This is a genomic window from Pseudolabrys sp., assembly GCF_050250095.1.
GTDB lineage: Bacteria > Pseudomonadota > Alphaproteobacteria > Rhizobiales > Xanthobacteraceae > Pseudolabrys.
This window is the reverse complement of record NZ_JBFWPH010000003.1, coordinates 570,740-597,387: the sequence shown is the minus strand read 5'-3', so window position 1 is coordinate 597,387 and position 26,648 is coordinate 570,740. Positions and strand designations below refer to the sequence as shown.

The window sequence follows — 26,648 nt, the reverse complement described above, 5'->3', positions numbered from 1 at the left end:
GGGCCAGCGCCCGGCCGTTTTGCTTTTCGAGCGGCGAGCTAAACCGGCAGCGTGCCGTTTTCCTTCAGCACCGCGCCCGCGAGGTACAGCGAACCGGTGATGAGAATGCGCGGCGGCGGCACGAGATCGAGTTTCACGACCGCGGCAAAGGCCTCGTCGAGATTGTCGCGGCTGGTCGCCGACAGGCCGATGGCGCGCGCCGCGGCCGACAACTCCTCGGCTGGCATGCCCTTCTCCGCATCCGGCACCGGCACCGCAATCAGCCGGCGCGCCAGACCGGTGAAATTGCGCAGGAAGCCGGAGCAATCCTTGGTCGTCAGCATGCCCGCGATCAGCACCAGAGGACGCGGCACGCGCTCCTCAATGTCGGCGAGCGCCGCGGCGATGGCGCGGCCGCCGTCGGGATTGTGACCGCCGTCGAGCCACAGCTCGCTGCCGAGCGGCGCGAGATCGAGCAGCCTGCCTTGCGTCAACCGCTGCATGCGCGCCGGCCAGTCGGTATTGACGATGCCCGCCTCGAACGCAGCATGCGGGATCCTGAGTGACGGGATGGCGCGCAACGCGGCGATGGCGACGCCCGCATTCTCGAACTGGTGGCGGCCGAGCAATTTCGGCGCGGGCAGATCCAGAAGCCCATCGTCGTCCTGATAGACGAGACGGCCGCGCTCCTCGGTCGCCGTCCAGTTCTCTCCGGCGATGCGGATCGGCGCGCCAAGCCGTGCCGCCTGCCGCTCGATCGCGCCGAGCGCATCGCGCGGCTGCGTCGCGACGACGACCGGACAGCCGCGCTTGATGATGCCGGCCTTCTCGGCGGCGATGGCGGCGAGCGTGTCTCCGAGAAAATCGGTGTGGTCGATCGACACCGGCGTGATGACGGACACGAGCGGCTTGTCGATCACATTCGTCGCGTCGAGACGGCCGCCGAGACCGACTTCGAGCACCAGCACATCGGCCGGGTGACGCGAGAACAGCAACAGCCCGGCCGCGGTGGTGATTTCGAACACCGTAATCGGCTCGCCGTCATTGGCCTGTTCGCATTCGTCGATCGTGGCGGCAAGCTCTTCGTCGCCGACCAGCACGCCGGGACCGCCCAGCGGATTGGCCAGCCGGAAGCGCTCGTTGAAACGCACCAGATGCGGCGAGGTGTAGACATGCGCGCGCTTGCCCGCCGCTTCGAGGATGGCGCGCAGAAATGCGACCGTGGAGCCCTTGCCGTTGGTGCCGGCGACATGAATCGCGGGCGGCAGCTTGCGTTCCGGGTGGCCGAGCTTCTCCAGCAACCGCCACAGCCGATCGAGCGACAGGTCGATGCGCTTCGGGTGCAGCGCCGTGAGCCGCGTGAGGATGGAATCGATGTCTGTCATGGCCGCAATCGATCTGCCGCCCTTGGCGGCTGGCGCCTCAACTCGCGGCCGGAACAGCTGCCATGGCCGGCAGCGCGGCTCTCGCCTCGCCGGGCGGCGCCTTCATCAGCAGATGACACAGCCGCGACAGCGTCTCGCGCAACTGGTGGCGATGCACGACCATGTCGACCATGCCATGCGCCTCGAGATATTCGGCGCGCTGGAAGCCTTCGGGAAGCTTCTCGCGAATGGTTTGCTCGATGACCCGCGGGCCGGCAAAGCCGATCAGCGCGCCGGGCTCGGCGATGTGAACGTCACCCAGCATCGCATAGGACGCGGTGACGCCGCCGGTGGTCGGATTGGTCAGCACGACGATGTAAGGTTTCTTCGCCTCGCGCAGCATCTGCACCGCGACCGTGGTGCGCGGCAGTTGCATCAGCGAGAGGATGCCCTCTTGCATGCGCGCGCCGCCGGAAGCCGCAAACAGAATGAACGGCGTGCCGCGCTTCACCGCGGTTTCGGCGCCGGTCACCACAGCCTCGCCCGCCGCCATGCCGAGCGAACCGCCCATGAAATCGAAATCCTGTACCGCCGCCGTCACCGGCAAATCGTCGAGCTTGCCGAGGCCGACCTTCATCGCGTCGGCAAGGCCGGTCTTGGTGCGCGCGTCTTTCAGCCGGTCGGCGTAGCGCCGCTCGTCGCGGAACTTCAGCGGATCGACCGGAACCTCCGGCATCGCGATCTCTTCGAACTCGCCACCGTCGAACAGCGACTTCAGCCGCACGCCGGCGCTGATGCGCATGTGGTAGTTCGATGACGGGATGACGAACTGATTGGCCTCGACGTCCTTGTAGAAGACGAGCTGTCCGGTATCCGGGCACTTGATCCAGAGGTTTTCCGGCGTCTCGCGACGCAGGAAGCTGCGAATCTTCGGGCGAACGACGTTGGAAATCCAGTTCATGGGCTCTGATGTAGTCCCGAACGGACGACAAATCCACTCCCGCCGGCGGTTAACCGGAGCGTTACCTTGCCGGCAAAGACGACCTTTATTTGGCGCGTTTGCGGGCCTTGGCCCGGGGTGGGCGGCTACGCAAGGGGCCGGCGCGATTGGCAAGAACGCGGGTCGACGGCATGCGCCGGTCGGCGGCCAGTTCATCGGATGCCAGGTTCTCGATGATCGACAGCAGCACCGCGCGCGTCGCGACGATGTCCGCCTTCGCCACGCCGCGGACCGCGATGCGGTTGACCTCCTCCGCCAACGGCACGAGCTTGCGTTTCAACTGGCGGCCCTTCGGCGTCAGGAACACATAGACCTTCTTGCGGTCCCCCGGCTTGCGGCGGCGCGCGACATAGCCGAACCGCTCCATCGCGGTCAGCGCCGCGAAGGTGGTCGACTCCATCACGCCGGCCTGCTCGCTCAACTCGCGCTGAGTCATGCCGTCGCCTTCCCAGAGAATACGCAGGAACGACCAGTAGCCGAACGATACCTTGTGCTCGGCGAGGCGGATCGTCAGCGCCCGCACCAGCGCGCGCGTTGCATCCTTGACGAGATGCGCGAGCCGGTCGTCCGGCAGCGCCTCGCGCCAGTGCCGCAGGATGACCTCCGTATCGGACGACTTCCCGGATGTCTTGCTGCGGCTCATCTGACGGCGACCTGATGTTCGAGCGCAACCTCGCCGCTTTCGCGAGCGGCGCGCAACATGGCGAGACACACTTCCATCGTCGCCATCGCCCAGCGGCCGTCATGCAGCGGCGCGCGGCCGTGAACGACGGCATCGTAAAGCTCGTCGATCACCTCACCGCGCGGCACCGTTGGCGGGAGCAGTACGTCGCGGCGCGCGGTTCCGTTCTGATAGATCATCACGCCGTCCGCCATCGGCCGCAGGTCGCCGCGCTCGCAGCTCACGATGAACAGGCCGAACTGCTGATAGGCCTCTGCCTCGTCCGGCTGCGGCTTGTAGGCCGCGCCGCCGTAGTTGCGGTCGTTCTTGAACGCAGCTTCGCCGTCACCCGGCGGCAGCGCCCCGCGCGCCTGCGCGTAAGGCTGCTTGCGGCGACCCATCTCGCCGATCCAGTTCTGGAACTCGTCGGAGTCGAAATTGCCGTAGCCGCTATAGATGAGCGAGGCGAAAGCGCCGCTCTCAAATATGAGCTGCGCGGCGTAAGCGGCTTCGACCGGCCGCGCGCGATCCCACACGCCGGTCATCGCGCGCACCGACACCACGCGGCCGCCGCCGAGCAGGCGCACAATGTCGACCTGATGCGCCGCCTGGTTCAACACCGCGCCACCGCCCTGCGCGGTGTCGAGTTCTTCCGGCCGGCGCGGACGATAAAGAAAATCCGTGTAGTTGAGCGCGGTGATCATCTTCACCGCGCCGAATTCGCCGCTCGCGATCAACTCGCGCGCGCGGCGGATCGGCGCGTCGAACGAATGGCTGTGGCCGACGACGAGATGCACGCCGCCACGGTCCGCCGCCGAGATCATTGCCGCGCAGTCCTCGAGCGTCAGCGCCATCGGCTTCTCGACCAGCACATGCTTGCCGGCCTGCGCGGCCATGGTGGCGTGACGCGCGTGCAGTCCATGCGGCGTTGCAACATAGATCGCGTCGAGTTCGGGATCGGCGATGAGCGCCTCGACCGTCTCATGCGCGCGGCCGCCGAAATCATGCGTGAACCGCGCGCGCGCCTCGGCGCGCGGATCGGACGCGGCGACAAGGAAAACCCGTGAATCGCCGGCAAAAGCCGGGATCATCAGGCTGAACGCCCGCCCCAGCCCCGCCACGCCGATCTTTATTGCCCGTTCGGCCACGCCTATCCCGCCTCGACAGTCATCGACATTTTCACTAGTCTAATCTTAGATATCTAAGAATAATCGCGCGAGGAAAATTCCTTGCGCGGGAGGATGCCAGAATGACACCGAAAGAAAACGACCTTCTTTGCCGCGTCGAAGGCGATGCCCCGATGGGGCAGATCATGCGCCGTCACTGGATCGCCGCCTGCCTCTCGGAGGAAGTGGCGGAGGCGGACGGCAAGCCGGTGAAGGTCCGCCTGCTGGGTGAGGATCTTGTGGTGTTCCGCGACAGCAAAGGCCGGCTCGGCGTGCTCGACGAATATTGCGCGCATCGCCGCGCATCGCTGGTGTTCGGCCGCAACGAGGAATGCGGCCTGCGCTGCCTCTATCATGGCTGGAAATTCGACGTCGAAGGCAATGTCGTCGAGATGGCCTCCGAGCCACCGGGCACCAGCATCCCGCAGCGGATCAAGCAGAAGGCCTATCCGGCGCGCGAGGCCGGCGGCTTCGTGTGGACCTATCTCGGCCCGGCCGAGACGATGCCGGAGTTCGAGCCGCCCGCCTTCGCGCCGACGCCGGATGCGCGCGTCAGCGCGACGAAAGTGCGCGTCAACTGCAACTGGGCGCAGATCCTCGAGGGGCAGATCGACTCGGCGCATTCCTCGAGCCTGCATTCGTCGGACATGGTGCCGGCGCAGGTCGAAGGCGCCAAGGCGACCGACGTCAACTGGCTGCGCCCCTCGACCGACAAGGCGCCGCGCTTCCAGATCGAGCGCACCAGCTACGGCTTCCGCTACGCGGCGATCCGCAAGCCGATTCACAACGAAACGACCCACGACTACATCCGCACCACGGTTTACATCGCGCCGTTCACCGCACTCATTCCGCCGAACAACGTCCATAACGTCGCGACGCTGCTGACGCCGGAGGACGACACTCACACGATCTTCTACTTCATCGCGTGGAACGGCGCCGACAAGCCCGGCATCGACGCCGACACCTGGCGCAAGTTCAACGTGCTGGAATGGGGCGTCGACGTCGATGAGCACTTCAACGGCATCCGCACGCGCGACAATCTGTACAAGCAGGATCGCGCCGCGATGGCGGCCGGCAACTTCACCGGCATCAAGGGCATTCCGAACCAGGACATCGCGATGTGGGAATCGATGGGCCCGATCGGCAGCCGCGAACAGGAAAAGCTCGGCCACAGCGACGTCGCGGTCGCCGCGTTCCGCCGCCTGATGCTGGAGGCCGCGCGCGACTTCGCCGACGGCAAGCCGGCGATCGGCACCACGCAGCCGCGCCTGCCGCATGCCGGCATCAGCTCGTTCGAAGGCGTGGTGCCCAAGACGGTGAACTGGCGCTCGCTCGGCGGCGGCAGCGAAAACCTGAAAGACCGGGTCGCCTGAACGGCGGTCCGCAACAAGAAACGACGTTCAACATGGGAGGAGAAACGATGAAAACGATCTGGACCGGCGCGCTCGCTGCGCTGGCATTGCTCGGCGCGCAAAACCTTGCCGCCGCTGAGGACACGCTGAAGCTGGCGGTCGGCCAGCGCGGCAACTGGGATACCTCGATGTCGGAAGTCGGCCAGCGCGCCGGCATCTTCAAGAAGCACGGTCTCGTTCTGGAGATCGTCTACACGCAGGGCGCGGGCGAGACGCAGCAGGCCGTGATTTCCGGCAGCGTCGATATCGGCGTCGCCGCGGGCGTGATGGGCGTGCTCGGCGCCTATTCCAAGGGCGCACCGGTGCGCATCATCAGCGCGGAGACCACCGGTGCCGGCGATCTCTATTGGTATGTGAAGGCGGATTCGCCAATCAAGTCGCTGAAGGACACCGCTGGCAAGACGCTCGCCTATTCGACCAACGGGTCCTCGACGCACGGCATCGTCCGCGCCTTCATGGACGAGTACAAGCTGACCGCGAAGCCAACCGCGATGGGCGGCCCGGCGGCGAACCTCACCGCGGTAATGTCGGGCCAGGTCGATGTCGGCTGGGCCGCGCCGCCGTTCGGCCTCGACCAGCTCGACGCCAAGCAGATTCGCATCGTCGCGACGGGCAACGACGCCTCTGCGTTCAAGGGCCAGACCGTGCGCCTGAACATCGCGAACGCGCAGTCGCTGAAGGACAAGAAGGACGCGATCAACCGTTACATGAAGGCGTACCGCGAGACGGTCGACTGCATGTACAAGGATCCGAAGTGCATCAAGATCTATTCCGAGTGGCTGAAGATCACCGAGGCGAAGGCCAAGCGCACCCGCGACGGCTTCTTCCCGCCCGCGTCGGTCAACCCGGACAAGATCACCGGCCTCGACCACATCGTGAAGGACGCCGTGACGCTGAAGTTCACCGCCAAGGAACTGACCAAGGAGCAGCTCGCCGAGCTGATCCAGATTCCGCCGCGGTAAGCGTTTCTTCTCGTCATGGCTGGGCTTGTCCCGGCCATCTCGCTTAGGGACGCAGTGCATCCTAAGCGGGACCCGCGGGACAAGCCCGCAGATGACAGATAATTGCTTGGAAAATCAGCTATTTTAGCCGGCGGGCGCTGCGCACCCCTTCGGCGAGTTCGGAGACAAGCCCGGCGACGGCGGACACGGTGTTCGCCGTCGCCTTTCCATTGGCGTCGAGCGAACGCAACAGCACGTCGACCAGCGCCGAACCGACCACCACGCCGTCGCTGCTCTTTGCGATCGCCGTCGCGGTCGCCGCGTTCTTGACGCCGAAGCCGACAGCGACCGGCAGCTTGGTGTGCCGCTTGATGCGCCCAACCGCCGCCGCGACCGCCGTGCTGTCCGGCACGGCCGAGCCGGTGATGCCGGTGATCGAGACGTAGTAGACGAAGCCCGAGGTGTTCGCGAGCACCGCCGGCAGGCGCTTGTCGTCGGTCGTTGGCGTCGCAAGACGGATGAAATTCAATCCCGCCTTCAGGGCCGGCAGGCAAAGCTCGTCGTCTTCCTCCGGCGGCAGATCGACGATGATGAGGCCGTCGACGCCGGCTGCCTTCGCGTCGGCGAGAAACTGCGCAACGCCGTAAACATAGATCGGGTTGTAGTAGCCCATCAAAACGATGGGCGTGGCGTCGTCGCCGTCGCGGAACGCGCGCACCATCGCGAGCGTCTTCTTGAGCGTCTGCCCGGCCTTCAGCGCGCGCAGGCCCGCGGCCTGCACCGACGGTCCGTCCGCCATCGGATCGGTGAAGGGCATGCCGAATTCGATCAGGTCGGCGCCGGCCTTCGGCAGCGCCTTGATGACGGCAAGCGAGGTCTCGTAATCGGGATCGCCGCTCATCAGAAAGGTCACGAGGGCAGCCCGGCCTTCCTTCGCGAGGTCGGCGAAACGCTTGTCGATACGTGTAGTCATTTCGTCCGGCTCGCCAGATAGTTCGCAACCGAGTCGAGATCCTTGTCGCCGCGGCCGGAGACATTGATCACCATCAGATGGTCCTTCGGCTTGTTCGGCGCCAGCTTGATGACCTGCGCCAGCGCGTGCGCGGGCTCAAGCGCCGGGATAATTCCTTCGAGCCTGCTGACAAGCTGCAGGGCATCGACCGCCTCATCGTCGGTCGCGGAGAGGAATGTCACGCGGCCCATGTCGTTGAGCCACGCATGTTCCGGGCCGATGCCGGGATAGTCGAGGCCCGCCGAAATCGAATGCGCCTCGGTGATCTGCCCGTCGGCATCCATCAGGAGATAAGTGCGGTTACCGTGCAGCACGCCCGGCTTGCCGCCGGCGATCGAGGCCGCATGCTGGCCGCTGTCGATGCCGTGGCCCGCTGCCTCGACGCCGTAAATCTCGATCGCGCTGTCGTCGAGGAACGGATGGAACAACCCCATCGCGTTGGAGCCGCCGCCGATGCAGGCGACGAGCGAATCCGGCAGGCGGCCTTCGGCGGCCATCATCTGCTCGCGCGTCTCGCGGCCGATGATGCACTGGAAGTCGCGCACCATCGCCGGATAGGGATGCGGACCCGCCACCGTACCGATGCAATAGAATGTGTCGGCGACATTGGTGACCCAGTCGCGCAGCGCTTCGTTCATCGCGTCCTTGAGCGTCTTCGAGCCGGAGACGACCGGCCGCACCTCGGCGCCGAGCATCTTCATGCGGAAGACGTTCGGCTTCTGCCGCTCGACGTCGACCGCGCCCATATAGACGATGCATTCGAGGCCGAACCGCGCGCACAGCGTCGCGGTGGCGACGCCGTGCATGCCGGCGCCGGTCTCTGCGATGATGCGCTTCTTGCCCATGCGGCGCGCCAGCATGATCTGGCCGAGCACGTTGTTCACCTTGTGCGCGCCGGTGTGGTTCAACTCCTCGCGCTTGAAATAGATTTTCGCGCCCTTCAGGTGCTCAGTCAGCCGCTCGGCAAAATACAGTGGCGACGGCCGGCCGACATAATGCGCGAGATAGCCGTCCATTTCCTTCTGAAACGCCGGATCGGCCTTGGCCTCGTTATAGGCCTTCTCGAGATCGAGGATCAGCGGCATCAGCGTCTCGGCGACGAAACGGCCGCCATAAATGCCGAAATGGCCGTGGTCGTCCGGGCCGGTACGCAACGAATTGGGACGCGACACGTTCATGCGGTTCCTGTTTTCTGCGGCGCCGCCAGTGCGCGCTCGGCGGCGCGGGCGGCCGCGATGAAGGCGCGGATCTTGTCGGGGTCCTTGACGCCGGGCGCCTTCTCGACGCCGGACGACACGTCGACGCCCGGCGCGCGCGTGATCGCGATCGCCTCGGCGACATTGCCGGCATCGAGGCCGCCCGACAGCATGAAGGGAATGGCGCGGTCGATGTCCTTCAGCAGCGTCCAGTCGAACGTCCTGCCGAGGCCGCCGGGCCGCGTCGCGCCCTGCGGCGCGCGCGCGTCGAACAGCAGGCGGTCGGCGACCGAAGCATAGAGCCGGATCGGCGACAAATCCTTGCGCTCCGAGATCGCCAGCGCCTTCATCACCGGCAGGCGGAACCGGGTGCGGATCGCAACCACGCGGTCGGGCGTCTCGTTACCGTGGAGCTGGAGCATGTCGGGCTTCAGCGCCTCGACGATGTCGTGCAGCATCTCGTCGGTGGCGTTGACGGTCAGCGCGACCTTGCCGGCGCGGGCCTTCACGCGACTGCCGAGCGCGCCCATCGCCTCGATGCCGAGGTGGCGCGGCGACGGCGGAAAGAATACGAAGCCGACCTGATCGGCGCCGGAATCGAGCGCCGTATCGAGGGCCTCCGGGGTCTTTAACCCGCAAATTTTGACGATCAGAGCCATGCGGGAGCGGTTCTAGCCGCTAATTCCGCTCTCCGCAAAGCCCTGCCCGGCTTCCCGTCAGGCCGTCGCCCGGCCGTGCACCGTCAAAAGGCGCTTGAATTTGCGCGCTTCGAGCGGCGGCGCGAACAGCGCGCCCTGAATGACGTCGAAGCCCAGCTCGGACAGCACGCGGAAGTCGGCCCGGGTACGAACGCCGTTCGCGGAAGCGCGAGCGCCGCGAGCGTGTGCCGCCCGCACCAGCCGCGTGCAGTCGGCCTGCTTGGTCTCGTCCTCGGCGCATCCGTTGGCAAGGGATGGGTCCGCCTTCAGCTCGGCAAAGACGCCGTCCTGCTGCTCCAGCAGTCCCGCGAAGTCATCGGCGACGCAATCGATCAGCGTGCCGATTCCGCAGTCATCCAGCGTCTGCGCGACGCGGATCAACCGCTCGGGCTCGCCGTCCGCTTCGGCGCCGGAAATCGCAACTGCGATCGCGCCGGAGTGGGTCGGAGGGGCGAGCTGGCGGCGCAGCCAGTCGACGAAGGTACGGTCCTCCAGCCTCGGCAACGGAACGTTGAACGACAGCAGCGGATCGGTCCGGCCCGCGGTCAGGATCGACCAGTCCTCACGCGCCCGCGTCACGGTGAATTGCATCAGCGCCTGCATCGCCTTGGCGCCATCGGCATAGGGCGAGAAGTCGGCCAGGCTGACGCCGCGCGCCGGGTGCCTGACGAAGAGCAACGCTTCGGCGCCGAACACCGAATAGGTCTTGATGTCGATCTTCGGCTGATAGCGCAGTTCCAGCCAGCCTTGGTGCAGCGCCTCTTCGGGATCGACGGAGACTCGCTGCGGTCCCGTCACGGGTCGAAATGACGCCAGATTGGCGGCAAGCTCGCTGTCACGGAACGGCGTGCCGAGGAACGGCAACATGCGCAGACCGGTCTCCTCGCCGAATTCCTGGCTTTCGATCAGGTCGAGCGAGCCACGGCCGCCGAACAGCATAACCTTGCCGCCGTAGTTCACGCTGGAAAGCCAGGCCAGCCTCCGCCGCAATTCATCGCGGCCGGACAACAGACCGAAAAGCACGAGGTCCGGCGCGAGGTCGGGCAGGATGAAGTCAAGCTCGGCGGCCGTGCAGCCATAGGCCGAAAAGCCGAGACCTTCGAAGATTTCTCCAAGGAATGCGCGAATGTGCGACTTGTTCTCGACAATGCAGACACGCAGCGGCGCATTGCGTTGGGTAAAGGAGACAACTTTGGAATTTGTAACGATGTTGTCGCTCATGAATGTCACGCCTTCTTGCTAGAGGAGCACACCTGTCGCGACCATTGAGCAACGATAAGAGCTTCGGCGCAGCGGTAGGCGATTGCCGGTCACAGCAATTGTCCGCGCCTCGGTTAATTGTCGGCGTGAGAGCTTCAGAAAGTTTGAAGCGAATTATCGCGCGGCAAATCGATTTTGCGCGCTACTGACGCATATTATTCGGCAATAGCGGCGTCGTGCCCGCCGATGCCGGCTCGTTTTCACGCGGATTTGCCGCCTGCGCATTAAGCATCGCGTTCAACCGCGCGGTTTCTTCACGCAACTGGCGCACCTCGCCGTCGAGCCGCCGTGCGGTGCGGCGCCACGAACTCTGGCGCAGCCAGGCCGCGACTCCGCCGACGAGGACGCCAAGGATCACCAGGATGAAAATGATGATGAACAGCGGCAACGTCACAGAAGCCGCCGGGCTCACGGAGTTCAGCGGATCGAACGACACCGTGACGTTCTGCCGGTTCGCCACCGCGAAGGCGACGATGATGATGGCCAGCGGAATGACGATGACGGCGGTGACGATCTTGCGGAACATCGGTGGCGGTAATCCCGTTCACTGGCCCGGGCGTGATTATGACCGGGCAAAAGGACGTTTACGTCCGTCTTAACGAGAAAAGTCCCCGGCCATCCTGGCATCCCCGCAGGAAACGCCGCTATTCGGCGGCGCCATCTTCGCGGTTCAGCCGCTCACGCATCTCCTTGCCGGTCTTGAAAAACGGCACGGACTTCTTGGCGACCGCGACATGGGCGCCGGTGCGCGGATTGCGGCCGGTTCGGGCCGGACGATGCTTCACCGAAAAGGCGCCGAAGCCGCGCAACTCGACGCGGTCGCCGCCGGCCATCGCCGTGGTGATTTCGCCGAGGATGGCGTTGATGATGTTTTCGACGTCGCGCTGGTAGAGATGCGGATTCTGGGCGGCGATGCGCTGCACCAGTTCGGATTTGATCATCGACGCCCCACTCAGTGACCTATTGCGACACCGAAGGGTGCCAAAGCGCCAACAGACCGTCAAGGTTCAGACGGTCGATAGCGGCCGCGCCGCCCCATGCCTCGAACTGGCGGGCAAGCCCGTCCAGGCCGATCTTCTCGAAGGTCCAGGCCGCGACATGAAGGAAGGAGAGTTCTCCAAACCGCGATTGCAACGCGTAATCGCGCACCGGCGTACTCGCCGGAATCTGCTTTTCGCGCGCCAGCCATTCGCGCGCGGTCCGTTCGTCGCCCAATGCGTCGATCAGCTTCAGGCCGAGCGCCTGCCGGCCGGTGAAAACACGCCCATCCGAAACCGCTGCCAGCTGAGCGTCGTCGAACCTGCGTCGCTCCTTCACCAGTCCCTTAAACCAGTCATACGAATCCCGAATGATCGACTCGATGGCCGCTCGCGCTTCGGGGCTAGTCGGCTCGAAGCCGTTCGGGGCCGCCTTCAGCGGCGCCGAGCGGATCGCCTCGACCTTGATGCCGAGCGTCTTCAGCGCCTCGGAGAAGTTCGGAAACTGGAACAGCACGCCGATCGAGCCGACCAGCGAGGTTTCCTGCGAAATGATGTGGTCGCCGGCGATCGCGGTGATGTAGCCGCCGGACGCGGCCATACCGTCGACCACGATCACGACCGGCTTGCGCGCCTGGATGCGCCGCAGCGAATCGTACAGTTGCTCGGAGCCCGCCGTGGTGCCGCCGGGTGTGTCGACATGGACGATCACCGCCTTGGCCGAACTCTGCCGCGCCAGCCGCTCCAGCGCCTCGGTGCGCTCCTGATTGCCGCGGATCAGCCCCTGCACCTTGATGCGGGCGATATACTCGCCTGAACCGAGCATGTCCCGTCGCGGCACCAGCGTGAAGGCGAGGCCGACCACCGCGACGATGGCGATCAGCAGCGCAGTCACGCGCCAGAAGGTGAGCTTGCGCCGCATCCGGCGGCGATCGACGATCCTGTCGGCGTCGAGCGACATGGTTTCCGCTCCTGTGAACCTGATCCGAAAACGAAACGAAGGATTGGCAAGACGAAGGCTTGCGCACTCAATCCGCCGTTTCAGGCAACACCGTGTTCAAATCGGCCGGTCGGGAAACGAATCGGGCCGCCATTCTAGCGCGAATGCCGGCCCGTTCGAATGGCGAACCGCGGCCGGCACTGAGCGCCGGCCGCGGTCGGTCTTGCATCGTTACTCGTTGGCGCCATCGCGCTGCTTGAGAGCGGCGCCCAGAATATCGCCGAGCGACGCGCCCGAGTCCGATGAGCCATACTGCGCAATGGCTTCCTTCTCTTCGGCCACTTCCAGCGCCTTGATCGACACCGTGACCTTGTGGGTCTTGCGGTCGAACTGGGTGACGCGGGCGTCGAACTTCTGGCCGACTTGGAAGCGGTCGGTGCGCTGGTCGCCACGGTCGCGCGCCAGCTCGTTGCGCTTGATGTAGGCGGTCAGGTCCGTGCCGGTGATCGCGACTTCGAGGCCGGGCTCCTCGACCTTGATGACTTCGCAGGTCACCACCGAGCCCTTCTTGACGTCGCCGGCACTTTCCATCGGATCGCCGCCGAGCTGCTTGATGCCGAGCGAGATGCGCTCCTTCTCGACATCGACGTCGAGCACCTGCGCGGTGACCATGTCGCCCTTCTTGTATTCCTCGATCACCTGCTCGCCCGGACGCTTCCAGTCGAGGTCGGAGAGATGAACCATGCCGTCCACGTCGCCGTCGAGGCCGAGGAACAGGCCGAACTCGGTCTTGTTCTTGACCTCGCCCTGCACGGTGGAGCCCGGCGGATACTTCTCGACGAAGGTTTCCCACGGGTTGCGCATGGTCTGCTTGAGGCCGAGCGAAATGCGGCGCTTGACCGGATCGACTTCCAGCACCTGCACTTCGACTTCCTGCGAGGTCGAAACGATCTTGCCGGGATGGACGTTCTTCTTGGTCCACGACATTTCGGAGACGTGGATCAGGCCTTCGATGCCCGGCTCCAGTTCCACGAACGCGCCGTAGTCGGTGATGTTCGTCACGCGGCCCTTGAAGCGCGCGCTGACCGGATACTTGGCCTCGATGCCCTGCCACGGATCGTCCAGCAGCTGCTTCATGCCGAGCGAGATGCGGTGCGTCTCGTGGTTGATCTTGATGATCTTGACCTTCACCTGCTGGCCGATGTTGAGCACTTCGGACGGGTGATTGACGCGGCGCCACGCGATGTCGGTGACGTGCAGCAGGCCGTCGATGCCGCCGAGGTCGACGAAGGCGCCGTAGTCGGTGATGTTCTTCACCACGCCGTCGATCACCTGACCCTCTTCGAGGTTCTGCACCAGTTCCTGGCGCTGCTCGGCGCGCGTCTCTTCCAGCACGGTGCGGCGGGAGACGACGATGTTGCCGCGGCGGCGATCCATCTTGAGGATCTGGAACGGCTGCTTGACGTTCATCAGCGGGGTGACGTCGCGGATCGGACGAATGTCGACCTGCGAACGCGGCAGGAAGGCCACGGCGCCGTCGAGATCGACGGTGAAGCCGCCCTTGACCTGGTTGAAGATGACGCCTTCGACCTTTTCGTTGGCCTGGAACGCCTTTTCGAGCTTGCCCCAGCTCTCTTCGCGGCGCGCCTTGTCGCGCGACAGCACCGCTTCACCGAGCGCATTCTCGATGCGCTCCAGATAAACCTCGACCTCGTCGCCGACCTTCAGATCGGACTGACGGCCCGGCGCGGCGAACTCGCGCATCGCGACGCGGCCTTCGGTCTTGGCGCCGACGTCAATGACGGCCATGTCTTTCTCGATGCCGACAATCTTGCCCTTGATGACCGAGCCTTCTTGCAGGCTGCCCTGGTCGAAGGACTCTTCGAGCATCTTGGCGAAATCTTCGCGTGTCGGTGCAGCAGCAGTCGCAGTAGCCATGAAATTCCTCTGATCATTGCGCCGGCGGGTTTGAGTGGCGTTCCGGGCGCGCGGGCTGAAAGCCAGTGCAAATCAGCTTGCAAAGCTTTCAGCGGCCCCGGAATCCCAGACGGGAAAACCGGAAGGCCGGCGCGAAAGAGACCGTGCGTCGGAACGATGGTTCGGATCGGGCGATGCCGGCCTCGAGGCGCGAACGGGGCTTTGTCCTCCAACAACGGGGGCGGTTAAGCCGACCCCCGGCCCGTTCGGGTGGCCTCGACGCGTGTCGATGGCGGCCCGGTTGGCGCGGGTATAGCGGAGGCAGCCCGGCCCGGCAAGGGCCGCAAGGCGCACCGGCGCGGCCCTGACGCCTCTTAAGACGCTGTTCTACTTGGCGTTTTCGACGATGGCGATGGCCGCCCGCAGCACCGCATCGGCATCCATCGCCGTCGTATCGAGCAGATGGGCATCCGGCGCGATCTTGAGCGGCGCGACGCCGCGAGAACTGTCGCGCTCGTCCCGGCGGCGTATGTCGGCCAGAACCTCGGCTTCCGACAATTTGCCGCCGCTCTGCTGCATCTCGAGGAAGCGCCGGCGGGCCCGCACCTCCGGGTTCGCGGTGACGAAGATCTTCACCTCGGCCTGCGGGGCGATCACCGTGCCGATATCGCGGCCGTCGAGCACCGCGCCGGGCAGCCGCGCAACGAAATCCTTCTGATAGGCCAGCAGCGCGGTCCGCACCTCCGGGATGGCGGAGACGATCGAAGCCGCCTCGCTCACCTTCGGCGCCTTGAGCGCGCTCTCGGGAAACCGCGACAGGTCGAGCGTTCGGGCCGCCGCTTCGGCGCGGTCGCGCTCCGATGGCGCCTGGCCGGCCTCGAGCAGCGACAGGGCGACGGCGCGATAGAGCAGCCCGGTATCGAGGCAATGAAAGCCGTAATGCGCCGCGAGACGCTTCGCCAGCGTGCCTTTGCCCGACGCCGCCGGGCCGTCGATGGCGATGATCATGACTACCCCCGCATGCCGCTGGCGATTGACATGCACCATCCGCCGCTCGCGTTGCAAGAGAGCAAACGGCAGTTGCCGCCGATGCCCCGGCATGATGCATTGCCAGTCCGGCGGCGAACAGCCGCAGAAGCGAGCCTCATGTCTGACGGACCCCGCACCTCAAACACGGCACGGCTTGCGAGCCTGAAGACGCTGCTGGCGCATGCGCGCGAGCGCGCCGGGCTCGATGTCGGTTTCGTGCTGTGGGACGGTACGCGCGTGCCGGCCGATCTCGCGGACGACGCATTGGCGATCAGCATCGCCGACGAGGGCGCGGTGGCCGCGCTGCTTCGCAGCCCCAACATCGACACGCTGGCGAACCTCTGGACCAGTGGCCGGCTCGATCTGCGTAACGGCACGCTGTTCGATCTGGTCGAACGTAAGCCGCGCGTGCGCACCAAGGACATTCTGCGCAGCCTCGATAAAAGCCTGGCGATCCGCACGCTGGCGCGCTTCCTGTTCGTGCCGCGCGGCGGGCCGTGGCCGCTCGAAACTGTTTCCGCGACACCGGTGGACGACGGCAGCGAGGCCGCGAACCGCGACAACGTGCAATATCACTACGACGTATCGAACGAATTCTACGCGCTCTTTCTCGATCCAGACATGGTTTACACCTGCGCGTATTTTCACGACTGGTCCGACGATCTTGCCACCGCACAGCGAAACAAGCTCGATATGTCGTGCCGGCGGCTGCGGCTGAAGCCCGGCGAGACGCTGCTCGACATTGGCTGCGGCTGGGGCGCTTTCATCTGCCACGCCGCGCAGCATTACGGCGTGCGCGCGCATGGCGTGACGCTGGCGCAGAAACAGTACGACCTTGCGCGCGAGCGCGTCGCTCGTCTCGGATTACAGGATCGCGTGACACTCGAATTGCGCGACTACACCAAGGTCGACCGCACCTTCGACAAGATCGCCTCGATCGGCATGTTCGAGCAGGTCGGCATCGACAATCACGCGGAATACTTCCGGACAATTCATCGCCTGCTGAAGCCGGACGGACTTTATCTGCACCATGCGATCAGCCGGCCGGCCAAGCGCGACGACAAGAGCTTTCGCAAACGCCGGCCGGAATTCGCCGCGCTGACGCGCTACATCTTTCCGGGCGGCGAGCTCGATCATCTCGGCATGACAATCGCCAATTTCGAGCGGCACGGCTTCGAGGTTCACGACGTCGAAGCCTGGCGCGAGCATTATCAGCGCACCTGCCGCATGTGGCACGATCGCCTGCTGGCCAACCGCGACGCCGCGATCGCGGAAATCGGCGCGGTCAAAACGCGGCTCTGGCTCGTCTATCTCGCAGCCTGCTCGATCGCATTTCAGCGCGGCACCGTCGGCATCTTCCAGACGCTGGTGTCGAAGCGAAAGCGCGGAAGCTCCGGCCTGCCGCCGACGCGCGCAGACCTCTATCGCTGAACTAGGGCGTGATCCCGAAAAGCGGGAGCCGGTTTTCGGACCAGATCATGCCCTTACAAGAAGATTGGCGACGGGTCTCATTCAACGAAGTTGAATGAGACCCTAGCTCAGGTCGGCGCCGAGCGAGCGCATCAGCCCGGTGAAATCCGGGAAGCTCGTCGCAATGAACGCCGTGTCGTCGGCCTGCACGGGCTGCTCGCTCGCCAGCCCCATCATCAGCGCCGACATGGCAAGGCGATGATCCATATGCGTCGCGACGATGCCGCCGCCTTGCGCGCGGCCTTTTCCGTTGACGATCAGATCGTCGCCCTGAATCTCCACATCGACACCGTTGACGCGCAGCATCTCGGCGGTCGCGGCGAGCCGGTCGGATTCCTTCACGCGCAATTCGCTCAGGCCACGCATTACCGTCCGCCCCTCCGCGAAAGCGGCGGCGACGGCGAGGATCGGATATTCGTCGATCATCGAGGGGGCGCGGTCGGCGGGCACGTCGACGCCCTTGAGCGGACCGGCCTTCACGCGCAGGTCGGCGATCTCCTCGCCGCCGTCGCTGCGCGTCTCCAATGTCTCGATCTGCGCACCCATCTCGCGCAGCGTCGTGTAAAGCCCCGTGCGCAGCGGATTGGTCATCACCGCTTCGAGCACAAGCTCCGAGCCCGGCACCAGCAGTGCCGCGACCAGCGGAAACGCCGCCGAGGACGGATCGGCCGGCACCGTGACCGGCGCCGCTTCAAGCTCGGGCTGGCCCTGCAGCACGATGCGCCGGCCGCGGTCGTGCGACCCGACCGGCTTGACCCGGATGCTCGCGCCGAAGTGCTTCAGCATCTTTTCGGTGTGATCGCGGGTCGCTTCCGCTTCGAGCACCGTCGTCTCGCCCGGCGCGCCGAGGCCGGCGAGCAGCACCGCCGATTTGAGCTGCGCGGACGGCACCGGCGGCTCGTAGTCGATCGGCATCGGATCGCGCGCGCCGGCGATGGTCAGCGGCAGGCGACCCTGTTCGGCGACCGCGATCACCTTCGCGCCCATGCGCTGCAGCGGCTCGAGCACGCGGCCCATCGGCCGTTTGCGCAGCGAGGCATCGCCGTCGAAGCTCGCGGTGACCGGATTGCCCGCCACCGCGCCGATCACCAGCCGGCAGCCGGTGCCGGAATTGCCGAGGTCGAGCGTGGCCTTCGGGCTGACGAAGCCGCCGACGCCGACGCCCCGGACCCGCCAGAGACCGTCGGCGGTCCGCTCCACCTCGGAGCCCAGCGCCCGCATGGCGTCCGCGGTGCGGTGGACGTCCTCGCCTTCCAGCAGTCCGGTAATGGCCGTTTCGCCGACCGCGAGCGCGCCGAGGATCAGCGCACGGTGCGAAATCGACTTGTCGCCGGGGACGCGGACGCGGCCCTGGAGGGGCCCGGCGCGGCGCGCGGTTAACGGCGTGGGGTTAATACTGTCCAAAGGCGGGGTCCTGAGGCGATTTTGCGCCCTCCTACCACGCGGCCATGCGCGGCGTCATCCCGCCCGCGGGCCGCGAAATTGCCTTGCCGCCGCTATTGACAGGGACGCCGCAACTAGCCAAGTGAAACACCGATTTTCCAAGCGCTCGAGGAATCCGGTCAGTGGCGAAACCCGACTTTGGCACCAAGCGTCTTTGCGCCGGCTGCGGAGCAAAGTTTTACGACCTCAACAAGAATCCGATCGTCTGCCCGAAGTGCGAGACGGTGTTCGTTGTTCCGGTCGCACGTCCGCGAGCCGAGGCGGCGCGCGCCGCTGCAGCCGCCGCAGCGGCGGCGGTTCCGGCAGAGCCGGCCGAAAAGGAGACGGCGGACGTCGAACTGGTTTCGCTGGAAGACGCCGACGCCGAGGCGGAGGGCAAGACCAAGAAATCCGCTGCCAAGGGCGCCGAAGGCGAGACCGACGACGATGTCGAGGTCGAAGACGACGACGACAACATGGACGATTCGACCTTTATCCAGGAAGAAGAGGATGGCGACACCGATGTGACCGACATCATCGGCGACGGCATCGAAAAGGAAGAAGAAAGCTGATAGGTTCGCCGGTATAAACCGGCCAACACCGATTGGGGCCATAGCTCAGCTGGGAGAGCGCCTGCATGGCATGCAGGAGGTCGGCGGTTCGATCCCGCCTGGCTCCACCAAATCCCGAGAGTGCCGTCGCGCTCGAAGAAAAAACCGCCCTCGCCGGGCGGTTTTTTGTTTTCAAAGCTGCGCCGCCGCGGACGTCAGTGCGAGACCGGCTTTTTGACCTGCGCCATCGCCTTGCCCCAGGTCGGCAGTTCGGCGCCGTTGCCCCAGGCATAGGGCCGGTAGAACGAGTGCAGCCCGAAACGGGCGAGCTTGCGCATCTCGCGCGCCCAGATCGGCCGCACATAGGCGGCGTGATAGTGCGTCGATTTGCCGACCTCCGGCAGGTAGATCTGGCCGTCGAGCGTCTGCCGCGCGATGCGGTTGGCCACCGACCAGGAATGGCGATCGTGGATCGCCTTGCTCTTGCCGTCGCAGGCGAAGGTGAACTGGCAGGCCAGCCGGCGGTGCGAATTCTGGTAGACCACGCCGCAGACGTCGTTCGGATAGAAATCCGAGAACACGCGGTTCATCACCACCTGCGCGACCGCCATCTGGCCGCGGATCGGCTCGCTGCGCGCTTCGAAGTAAACCGCGTTGGCGAGGCAGCGCAGCGACTTGGCGTAGGCCTTGTCGTCGAGCTTCAGCCGATAGGCCGGCGACGGCGGAGGGATCGGCGGCGACGGCGACGGCAACGGCACTTTCTCAAGCGGAATATAGGGCGACGGCAGCGCCGCATTGGTCAGCGGCGGAATGCTTGCATCCGGCGCGATCGAGGCGAGCTGATAGCCCGGCGCATCGGCGCCCTCGACCGCCCGGGCGTTGGCGGAGGCGGCCTCCGGTGACAGCGAGGCAAGCTGCGTGACCGCCGGCTGCGACGGCGTCAACGCCGCAGGCGTCACGGCGACGGCCGACGCGGGAGCGGATTTCGGTTCGAGTTTCGCGACAGCCGCCGGAGCAGGCTTGATCGACGCCGTCTTCGCCGGCGCGGCGTCGCTTTTCGTGCCGGCCTGCGCAAGCGCGCGATCCGGCACCACGACGGTTTTCTCCGCCGTCATCAGGTCCTGCTTGAAGCCTGGCAACGACGGTCCGAGCGCAACCTCCATCGCGTCGCGGCCGCGTTCGGCGGCGAGGCGATCGAGCGTGTTCGACGGCGCGCGCGTCGCGCTCCGCACCGTCTCGACACGCGCCGTCACCGCATTGCCGTCGCCGATGATGGCGAGGTCGCCGCTGCGAATCTGCGCGCCCAGCGACGCGACATTGGCGTGCGCGTTGCGCCAGAAGCTGCCTGCGGTGCTGACCGAATGGACGCCCGCGATGTCGAGCGCTCCTAGCATCAGCGCAATGCCGGCGAACGCGAAGCAGCCGCGCTTCGCCCAGCGGAACAGAATTTCGTCAAAGGTGTAATCGAGATTGAACCGCTCGATATCGCGCGCCGCCACTCGACACTCTCCCGTTGTTCCAGCCGATATGCTTCGGCTTGACGCGCGGGATACTAGCTGCGGGAAACGCGGGATTTCCGTCCGTTAAGATGTTTTTGACCAAATAAAGCAAACACAGATGCTTAATTTAACGATGGTCTTGGCGCGGCGTTTACGACGATGCGCGCGTTAATCATGGCGCGCTCGCGATCACTGCATGCGAAAGCGCGCGACAGCATCCTTGTTCCACGTCAGGCCGTTGCCCGGACGCTCCGGCACCACGGCGTTGCCGTCGACGATCGCCAGCGGCTCCTCGACCAGCGCGTTCGCCCAGTCGACATATTCGAGGTAGTGGCAGGTCGGCGTCGCCGCGAGCAGATGCGCGCTGACTTCCGGGAACAGATGCGACGACATCTCGATACGGTTAACCGCGGCGAGCGCGGCGGCGCGCTGCCAGCCGGTGACGCCGCCGATGCGTTCGAGATCGGGCATCACATAGTCCGCCGCGCCGGCGGCGAGCGCCGTCGCCATGCCCGAGGCTTCCGAGAAATTCTCGCCGATCTGCACCGGCACTTTCAGTTCGCGCGCGAGGGTCGCGGCGCCGGCGTAGTCGTCGTGGCGGATCGGTTCCTCGAGCCAGGCGATGCCCTCGCCGTCGAGCGCGCGCCCGCGCTCGAGCGCCTCGTTCAAGCCGAGCGCTTGGTTGTAGTCGACCATAAGCCTTGCATCGCCGCCGATGCGCTCGCGCACCGCGCGCACCGCGGCAATGTCTTCGCGAAGCGTCGGGTAACCGAGCCGCAGCTTCACCGCACGGAAGCCGCCTTCGAGCAGCTTGCCGGCCTCGTCCGCCAGCGCGCCCTTGTCGGCCATCAGGCCGAGCCCGCAGCTGTTGTAGGCCGGGATCGGCCGGGGCCGCGCGCCGAGGAAGGTCGCGAGCGGCACGCCGGCGGCGAGCGCGAGCGCATCCCAGGCCGCGGTGTCGAAGCCGGCCATCGCCATGCGCACGATGCCCTGCACGCCGATCAGCGTGAAGCGGCGGGCAAGCTTCGCCGCGAGATCGAGCGGCGCGACGGGATCGCCTTTGGTCTGCGTTTCGATCTCGCGCAGGATGCTCACGATGCCCGGCGCGGAGGCCGGCAGGTAGCAGAACAGGTAGGTGCGGCCGGTAACGCCCTCCTCGGTCTCGAGGTCGACCAGCAAAAGGGGGGCCTTGCGCACCGCTCCGGCGCTGGTGCCGAGCACATAGGTCATCGGAACCTCGACCGGCGTGGCGCGAACCGCCCGCACCGTCAGGGCGGACATCGAAAACGGCTTGGACATGGCGCTCCCCAGAAGTTCCGGGCCGGAACCCGGTCAATATAGGCAAAACCGGCCTTCGCCGGGACAAACAGTGTTCTTGAAGCTTTAACCGGGGTTCCCCATATTTGAAGAGGTTTCGCAGACACGAGGTCTGCGGAACTTGCGGGGTGCCAGGTTTGGGCCCCGTCAAAGTCGCTAACGCAGGACTTTGAGAGCCATGTCACGTATCCCGTCCCTGTCCAGCCCGTTCCTTCTGGGATTCGACGAAATCGAGCGCGTGCTCGACCGCGTCGCCAAGGGTTCGGACGGCTACCCGCCCTACAACATCGAGCGGCTTCCGCGCGACGGCAATCATCCGGAGCGGCTTCGGATCACGCTCGCGGTTGCAGGTTTCACCCGCGACCAGCTCGACGTCACCGTCGAGGAAAGCCAGCTGGTGATCCGCGGGCGGCAGCAGGACGACAAGTCCCGCCAATTCCTCCACCGCGGCATCGCCGCGCGCCAGTTCCAGCGCACCTTCGTGCTGGCCGACGGCATGGAGGTGCTCGGCGCCGATTTGAAGAACGGCCTCTTGATGATCGACCTCGCCCGGCCTGAGCCGGAACGGGTGGTGAAAACCATCTCGATCAACGAGCAGGAATGATTGGAAGGCGTGAAACAGGACTCGACAGACACGCTGTACAGAAAGGAGTCGAGGGCCATGATCGATACCAAGATGACGACCGAAAAGACCAACGAGACGATTGAAGTGAACGGCATGCCGCCGATGAGCCAGGACGCGCTCGCGCATCTCGGCGAAGGCGAGTTGGCTTACGTGAAGCCGATCAGCTCGGACGAGGTCCGCAAGCTGTTTCCGCAGGCGCCGGAACTCGCGCCCGGCACGACGCTGTTCGCGCTGCATGCCGCCAACGGCACGCCGATCATGCTGACCGACAGCCGCGAAGCGGCGATCGCCAACGCCTGGAGCCAGGAGCTTCAGACCGTCAGCGTGCATTGAGGCAACGAGCTGCCATCGACAGCTCAAAGCCAATCTCGGTCATGCCCGGCCTTGTGCCGGGCATCTACGCCTTAAAGACGTCGCTGCAAAGACGTGGATGGCCGGGACAAGCCCGGCCATGACAGCGGAGAATTGCGAGGCGAAACAGCCTACGCCGCGCTGGCCGACGGCAGCGTCAGGATCGTATAGATCGCTTCGGCATTATCGAGATCGCGCAGCTTGCGGGTCGTCTCGGGTTCGCGCAGCAACCGCGCAATCCGCGCAAGCGCCTTGAGATGATCGGCGCCGGCGCCTTCCGGCGCAAGCAGCAGAAAAATCAGATCGACCGGCTGGCCGTCGAGCGCCTCGAAATTGATCGGCCGCTCCAGCCGCGCAAACAATCCGAACAACCGCGCAAGCTTTGGCAACTTGCCGTGCGGAATGGCAACGCCGTTGCCGACCGCCGTCGAGCCGAGCTTTTCGCGCTGGAGCAGCACCTCGAGAATCTGCTTCTCGTCCTGCCCGGTGAGCTGCGCCGCCCGTGCCGCCAGTTCCTGGATCGCCTGCTTCTTGTTGTTGACCTTGAGCGCAGGAATGATCGCGTTCTGCGCGACAATGTCCGTGAGCGGCATGATCGGGTCCGGGTTGTTGTTGGGAACTCAGCGCCGCATCAAAAGCGGCCTGAAGGCGGCGGACCATAGGGAGGTGGTGATGCCCCGTCAATGGCCCCGTGCAGGTGAAATTCTCCTGTTCCGGTAACGACCTAAGCGGGCCGCCGATGATCCTTGCGGCGGCGATTATCGCGCCGAAGCTGCTTTTCAATCCTGTCCGCGGCGAGATCCGCGCTCTGATAAGGGTCTTCGGCTGCGGCTTCCGATTTCAACACCGCGCCCGAATCGAGATGCAACGCGCATTCGGTCACGAACCCTGCGCCGTCCTTGCCGATGATCGCATGGCCCGAATAACCGCGGTCGAAATACTTTCCTACGGCGCCATCGATTCGTTCGCTGATGCGCTCGCGCAAGGCGTCGCCGACGTCGATGTTTTTTCCGGAGATTCGAAACGACATACGCTCGCTCCTCTTTTGGTGCGGCCCTGCCCTCTGAATATATCTAAGCCTATGCTTCCTTTTTAAAAGGTCAATGCGCAGTATGGATGGGCCTATTGCAGCGCGAATGCGCATAAAGACGCGGCGTGCCGGACGTTGCCGCGTGCGGAACGCGCGAGCTTATGTCGCAGCGATACCGGCTTTCTTGTCGCGGCGGCGCTGCACCGACGACGGGATGTGCATCGCCTCGCGGTATTTCGCCACGGTGCGACGCGCAATGTCGACGCCCGAATCGCGCAGGCGATCGACGATCGTATCGTCCGACAACACATCTTCCGCGGTTTCGGCATCGATCAATTGACGGATGCGGTGGCGCACCGCCTCGGCGGAATGCGCCTCACCGCCGTCGGCGGATGCAATGGCGGACGTGAAAAAATACTTCAGCTCGAAAATCCCGCGCGTCGTCGCCATGTATTTGTTGGCGGTGACCCGCGACACCGTCGACTCGTGCATGCCGACGGCGTCAGCGACGATCTTGAGGTTGAGCGGCCGCAGATGCTGCACGCCGCTCGCAAAGAATGCATCCTGCTGGCGCACGATCTCGCTCGACACTTTCAGGATCGTCTTGGCGCGCTGGTCGAGCGCGCGCACCAGCCAGGTCGCGGTCTGCAGGCAATCGGCAAGATAGGTCTTGTCCTTGTCGCCGCGCGTCGTCTTCGACACCTGCGCATAATAGCGCTGGTTGATGAGGACTTTCGGCAGCGTGTCGGAATTCAGTTCGACCTGCCAGCTGCCATCCAGCGCCGCGCGCACGAAAACGTCCGGCACGATCGCCTGTACGGTCGACGAGCCGAAGGCCAGCCCCGGCTTCGGATTGAGATGACGTATCTCGCCGATCATGTCGGCGATGTCGTCGTCACCGACGCCACACACCTTGCGCAAGGCCGCGATGTCGCGCTTCGCCAGCAGATCGAGGCGATCGACCAGCGCGGCCATCGCGGGGTCGTAGCGGTCGCGTTCCTTGAGCTGGATCGCCAGGCATTCAGACAAATTGCGGGCGCAGACACCGAGCGGATCGAAGGTCTGCAGCACGCCGAGCACATGCTCGACCGTTTCGATCGGCGCGCCGAGCTTTTCCGCGACGGAGGCAAGATCCCCGGCGAGATAGCCCGCCTCGTCGACCATATCGATCAGGTGCTGGCCGATGATGCGCTCGACCGGATCGGAAATCGCCAGTTGCATTTGTTCGGCGAGATGATCGGCGAGCGTCGTCTCGCTCGATACGAAGGCTTCGAGATTGTAGTCGCCGTCGCCGGCCGGGGCCGCGCCGGCTCCGGTCCATTCGGCATAGGACGGCCCGGTATCCGGCGCCACAACGGGACGCTCGGGGTTGTCGTCGGGAAAGACGTTCTCCAGCTCGGTGCCGAGGCCCTGCTCCATCGAGGTCCGGCTGGTCTCGAAATCGTCGCCGGCCCAGTCCGCCGTCGAACCGTCCTCGCCGCCTTCCCCGCCACCGTCGCCGTCCGCCGGCGCGTCGGCGTCGGTATCCGGTTCGGCCGCAGGAGGCCCCTCGTCCTCGCTCGCCCGCTCCAGCAGCGGGTTGCGTTCGAGTTCGGCCTCCACATAGGCGGCAAGATCGAGGCTCGAAAGCTGCAGCAGCTTGATGGCCTGCATCAGCTGCGGCGTCATCACCAGTCCTTGCGACTGGCGGAATTCGAGACGTTGCGAAAGAGCCATAAACCCCAGCCCGGAACTGGTCCGATTCTTGCTTATAACAGGGCCGGGTCGGCGCGGCTATCGCCTTTTTGCGCCGCAATATAATGGAGCGTTTTCAAGCGAAGTGGGCACCGGTTCGCGTGAAGAAAACGCGACCCGTGAAAATCGGAACTTCGCTCTGCTTCAGCGGTAAAGGCTCTACAGGCGGAATTCTTCGCCGAGATAAAGCCGGCGGACATCCGGGTTGTTGACGATGTCCTCGGCCCGGCCCTCCATCAGCACCTCGCCCGAATAGATGATGTAGGAGCGGTCGGTGAGGCCGAGCGTCTCGCGGACGTTGTGGTCGGTAATCAGCACACCGATGCCGCGCGTCGTGAGCTGCTTCACCAGCGCCTGGATGTCGCCGACCGCGATCGGGTCGATGCCGGCGAACGGCTCGTCGAGCAGCATGTAGCTCGGCCGCGAGGCGAGCGCCCGGGCGATCTCGACGCGGCGGCGCTCGCCGCCCGACAGCGCGATCGACGGCGTCTTGCGCAGCCGGCCGATGTTGAATTCCTCGAGCAGCGCGTTGAGGTCGGCCTCGCGGCGGCGCTTGTCCGGCTCGACGACCTCCAGCACCGCGCGGATATTGTCCTCGACATTGAGGCCGCGAAAGATCGAGGCCTCCTGCGGCAGGTAGCCGATGCCGATGCGGGCGCGCTGATACATCGGCAGCGGCGTGACATCGTAGCCGTCGAGCTCGATGCGGCCGCGATCGGCGGCGATCAGCCCGGTGATCATGTAGAATACCGTCGTCTTGCCGGCGCCGTTGGGCCCGAGCAGGCCGACCGCCTCGCCGCGCCGCACGTAGAGCGTGACGCCCTTCACCACCTTGCGCTTGGCAAAGCTCTTCTCAACGGCATGCGCGGCGAGATAGCCGTGGCGCGCGCTCGGCTGCGCTTCCTGCCGACCGCGCGCCGCACGCTGCTGCGCAAGCGCCTGCGCATCATGCTGCTGCGGCGGCGCCGGCGCATTCAACGATGTCGCCCGCGCCCGCGGATCGGCAGCGGGACGGCGCTCATCGGCCGAAACGGTGATGGCCCGTCGAAACAGCGAAACGATCTTCACGCCTGGCTCCGCGACGCCGGTTGATCCGC

At 65.4% G+C, this 26,648-nt stretch carries 26 protein-coding genes and 1 tRNA gene; 7 read left to right on the top strand and 20 right to left on the bottom strand.

Annotated elements, in window-relative coordinates; translation table 11 throughout:
* Nucleotides 1-38: 38 nt before the first annotated feature.
* The 4 genes from AB7F10_RS12385 to AB7F10_RS12370 all read right to left on the bottom strand — a co-directional run bounded on the left by AB7F10_RS12385 (nucleotide 39) and on the right by AB7F10_RS12370 (nucleotide 4,152).
* The gene (locus AB7F10_RS12385; protein ID WP_428561313.1) at nucleotides 39-1,364 is read right to left on the bottom strand and encodes a bifunctional folylpolyglutamate synthase/dihydrofolate synthase; all 1,326 of its coding nucleotides are present in this window, start codon (nucleotides 1,362-1,364) and stop codon (nucleotides 39-41) included.
* A gap of 37 nt (nucleotides 1,365-1,401) precedes the next feature.
* Nucleotides 1,402-2,304 (bottom strand): acetyl-CoA carboxylase, carboxyltransferase subunit beta, encoded by a 903-nt coding sequence (gene accD / locus AB7F10_RS12380; protein WP_428561311.1) that lies wholly within the window; start codon nucleotides 2,302-2,304, stop codon nucleotides 1,402-1,404.
* An 85-nt stretch (nucleotides 2,305-2,389) separates the two neighbouring features.
* A complete protein-coding gene (locus AB7F10_RS12375) occupies nucleotides 2,390-2,986 on the bottom strand; it encodes a MarR family winged helix-turn-helix transcriptional regulator (RefSeq protein ID WP_428561308.1) in 597 nt (198 codons plus the stop codon).
* Nucleotides 2,983-4,152: a Gfo/Idh/MocA family oxidoreductase gene (locus AB7F10_RS12370; RefSeq protein WP_428561306.1), complete on the bottom strand. Its 1,170-nt coding sequence runs from the start codon at nucleotides 4,150-4,152 to the stop codon at nucleotides 2,983-2,985. Before AB7F10_RS12370 ends, AB7F10_RS12375 begins: the two co-directional genes overlap by 4 nt.
* 101 nt (nucleotides 4,153-4,253) lie before the next feature.
* On the opposite strand from AB7F10_RS12370, the gene AB7F10_RS12365 reads away from it, so the two are divergent.
* Entirely contained in the window at nucleotides 4,254-5,543 is a 1,290-nt protein-coding gene (locus AB7F10_RS12365; RefSeq protein WP_428561304.1) for a Rieske 2Fe-2S domain-containing protein, read from the top strand.
* A 47-nt stretch (nucleotides 5,544-5,590) separates the two neighbouring features.
* On the top strand, nucleotides 5,591-6,544 hold the full coding sequence (locus AB7F10_RS12360) for an ABC transporter substrate-binding protein (RefSeq protein WP_428561302.1): 954 nt from the start codon (nucleotides 5,591-5,593) through the stop codon (nucleotides 6,542-6,544).
* A 118-nt stretch (nucleotides 6,545-6,662) separates the two neighbouring features.
* Here AB7F10_RS12360 and trpA read toward each other — a convergent pair whose 3' ends face one another.
* The 9 genes from trpA to cmk all read right to left on the bottom strand — a co-directional run bounded on the left by trpA (nucleotide 6,663) and on the right by cmk (nucleotide 15,531).
* Nucleotides 6,663-7,496 (bottom strand): tryptophan synthase subunit alpha, encoded by an 834-nt coding sequence (gene trpA, locus AB7F10_RS12355; RefSeq protein WP_428561300.1) that lies wholly within the window; start codon nucleotides 7,494-7,496, stop codon nucleotides 6,663-6,665.
* Nucleotides 7,493-8,713, bottom strand: a complete 1,221-nt coding sequence (gene trpB / locus AB7F10_RS12350) for a tryptophan synthase subunit beta (protein ID WP_428561297.1) — start codon at nucleotides 8,711-8,713, stop codon at nucleotides 7,493-7,495. Before trpB ends, trpA begins: the two co-directional genes overlap by 4 nt.
* Nucleotides 8,710-9,390 (bottom strand): phosphoribosylanthranilate isomerase, encoded by a 681-nt coding sequence (locus AB7F10_RS12345; protein ID WP_428561294.1) that lies wholly within the window; start codon nucleotides 9,388-9,390, stop codon nucleotides 8,710-8,712. The genes trpB and AB7F10_RS12345 overlap by 4 nt, the downstream gene beginning before the upstream one ends.
* Before the next feature lie 57 nt (nucleotides 9,391-9,447).
* Nucleotides 9,448-10,650, bottom strand: a complete 1,203-nt coding sequence (locus AB7F10_RS12340) for an EAL domain-containing protein (RefSeq protein ID WP_428561293.1) — start codon at nucleotides 10,648-10,650, stop codon at nucleotides 9,448-9,450.
* A 181-nt stretch (nucleotides 10,651-10,831) separates the two neighbouring features.
* Complete coding sequence (locus AB7F10_RS12335; protein WP_428561291.1) at nucleotides 10,832-11,215, bottom strand: lipopolysaccharide assembly protein LapA domain-containing protein; 384 nt, start codon at nucleotides 11,213-11,215, stop codon at nucleotides 10,832-10,834.
* A gap of 118 nt (nucleotides 11,216-11,333) precedes the next feature.
* Complete coding sequence (locus tag AB7F10_RS12330; RefSeq protein ID WP_428561288.1) at nucleotides 11,334-11,630, bottom strand: integration host factor subunit beta; 297 nt, start codon at nucleotides 11,628-11,630, stop codon at nucleotides 11,334-11,336.
* Between the two features lie 19 nt (nucleotides 11,631-11,649).
* Nucleotides 11,650-12,627 (bottom strand): signal peptide peptidase SppA, encoded by a 978-nt coding sequence (gene sppA, locus AB7F10_RS12325; protein ID WP_428561285.1) that lies wholly within the window; start codon nucleotides 12,625-12,627, stop codon nucleotides 11,650-11,652.
* Between the two features lie 210 nt (nucleotides 12,628-12,837).
* Nucleotides 12,838-14,610, bottom strand: a complete 1,773-nt coding sequence (gene rpsA, locus AB7F10_RS12320; protein WP_428561605.1) for a 30S ribosomal protein S1 — start codon at nucleotides 14,608-14,610, stop codon at nucleotides 12,838-12,840.
* Between the two features lie 300 nt (nucleotides 14,611-14,910).
* Nucleotides 14,911-15,531 carry a (d)CMP kinase gene (cmk, locus tag AB7F10_RS12315; RefSeq protein WP_428561283.1) on the bottom strand — a complete coding sequence of 207 codons (621 nt, stop codon included), beginning with the start codon at nucleotides 15,529-15,531 and terminating at the stop codon, nucleotides 14,911-14,913.
* Nucleotides 15,532-15,669: 138 nt separating this feature from the next.
* On the opposite strand from cmk, the gene AB7F10_RS12310 reads away from it, so the two are divergent.
* Complete coding sequence (locus tag AB7F10_RS12310; protein ID WP_428561281.1) at nucleotides 15,670-16,983, top strand: class I SAM-dependent methyltransferase; 1,314 nt, start codon at nucleotides 15,670-15,672, stop codon at nucleotides 16,981-16,983.
* Between the two features lie 102 nt (nucleotides 16,984-17,085).
* On the opposite strand, the gene aroA is transcribed toward AB7F10_RS12310, so the two are convergent.
* Nucleotides 17,086-18,426, bottom strand: coding sequence for a 3-phosphoshikimate 1-carboxyvinyltransferase (aroA, locus tag AB7F10_RS12305; protein WP_428561278.1), 1,341 nt, complete (start codon nucleotides 18,424-18,426; stop codon nucleotides 17,086-17,088).
* Nucleotides 18,427-18,587: 161 nt separating this feature from the next.
* Between aroA and AB7F10_RS12300 the strand changes: the two genes are divergently transcribed.
* Both AB7F10_RS12300 and AB7F10_RS12295 read left to right on the top strand, forming a co-directional pair.
* The gene (locus AB7F10_RS12300; protein WP_428561276.1) at nucleotides 18,588-19,016 is read left to right on the top strand and encodes a TIGR02300 family protein; all 429 of its coding nucleotides are present in this window, start codon (nucleotides 18,588-18,590) and stop codon (nucleotides 19,014-19,016) included.
* Nucleotides 19,017-19,050: 34 nt separating this feature from the next.
* A tRNA-Ala gene (locus tag AB7F10_RS12295) sits at nucleotides 19,051-19,126 on the top strand.
* Nucleotides 19,127-19,210: 84 nt separating this feature from the next.
* Here AB7F10_RS12295 and AB7F10_RS12290 read toward each other — a convergent pair.
* Both AB7F10_RS12290 and AB7F10_RS12285 read right to left on the bottom strand, forming a co-directional pair.
* Nucleotides 19,211-20,494, bottom strand: a complete 1,284-nt coding sequence (locus tag AB7F10_RS12290) for a cell wall hydrolase (RefSeq protein WP_428561273.1) — start codon at nucleotides 20,492-20,494, stop codon at nucleotides 19,211-19,213.
* Nucleotides 20,495-20,683: 189 nt separating this feature from the next.
* The gene (locus AB7F10_RS12285; RefSeq protein WP_428561271.1) at nucleotides 20,684-21,793 is read right to left on the bottom strand and encodes an enolase C-terminal domain-like protein; all 1,110 of its coding nucleotides are present in this window, start codon (nucleotides 21,791-21,793) and stop codon (nucleotides 20,684-20,686) included.
* Between the two features lie 196 nt (nucleotides 21,794-21,989).
* On the opposite strand from AB7F10_RS12285, the gene AB7F10_RS12280 reads away from it, so the two are divergent.
* Nucleotides 21,990-22,415 carry an Hsp20 family protein gene (locus AB7F10_RS12280; protein WP_428561269.1) on the top strand — a complete coding sequence of 142 codons (426 nt, stop codon included), beginning with the start codon at nucleotides 21,990-21,992 and terminating at the stop codon, nucleotides 22,413-22,415.
* Nucleotides 22,416-22,529: 114 nt separating this feature from the next.
* Nucleotides 22,530-22,769 carry a DUF1150 family protein gene (locus AB7F10_RS12275; RefSeq protein WP_428561603.1) on the top strand — a complete coding sequence of 80 codons (240 nt, stop codon included), beginning with the start codon at nucleotides 22,530-22,532 and terminating at the stop codon, nucleotides 22,767-22,769.
* 149 nt (nucleotides 22,770-22,918) lie between these two features.
* Here the strand turns inward: AB7F10_RS12275 and ptsN are convergent, their stop codons facing one another.
* From ptsN to lptB, 4 genes are all read right to left on the bottom strand, one after another.
* Entirely contained in the window at nucleotides 22,919-23,380 is a 462-nt protein-coding gene (gene ptsN / locus AB7F10_RS12270; RefSeq protein ID WP_428561267.1) for a PTS IIA-like nitrogen regulatory protein PtsN, read from the bottom strand.
* Nucleotides 23,381-23,511: 131 nt separating this feature from the next.
* Nucleotides 23,512-23,817 carry a ribosome hibernation-promoting factor, HPF/YfiA family gene (gene hpf, locus AB7F10_RS12265; RefSeq protein WP_428561600.1) on the bottom strand — a complete coding sequence of 102 codons (306 nt, stop codon included), beginning with the start codon at nucleotides 23,815-23,817 and terminating at the stop codon, nucleotides 23,512-23,514.
* Nucleotides 23,818-23,976: 159 nt separating this feature from the next.
* Nucleotides 23,977-25,533 carry an RNA polymerase factor sigma-54 gene (gene rpoN / locus AB7F10_RS12260; RefSeq protein ID WP_428561265.1) on the bottom strand — a complete coding sequence of 519 codons (1,557 nt, stop codon included), beginning with the start codon at nucleotides 25,531-25,533 and terminating at the stop codon, nucleotides 23,977-23,979.
* Between the two features lie 177 nt (nucleotides 25,534-25,710).
* Nucleotides 25,711-26,619, bottom strand: a complete 909-nt coding sequence (lptB, locus tag AB7F10_RS12255) for an LPS export ABC transporter ATP-binding protein (protein ID WP_428561262.1) — start codon at nucleotides 26,617-26,619, stop codon at nucleotides 25,711-25,713.
* Nucleotides 26,620-26,648: the final 29 nt, after the last annotated feature.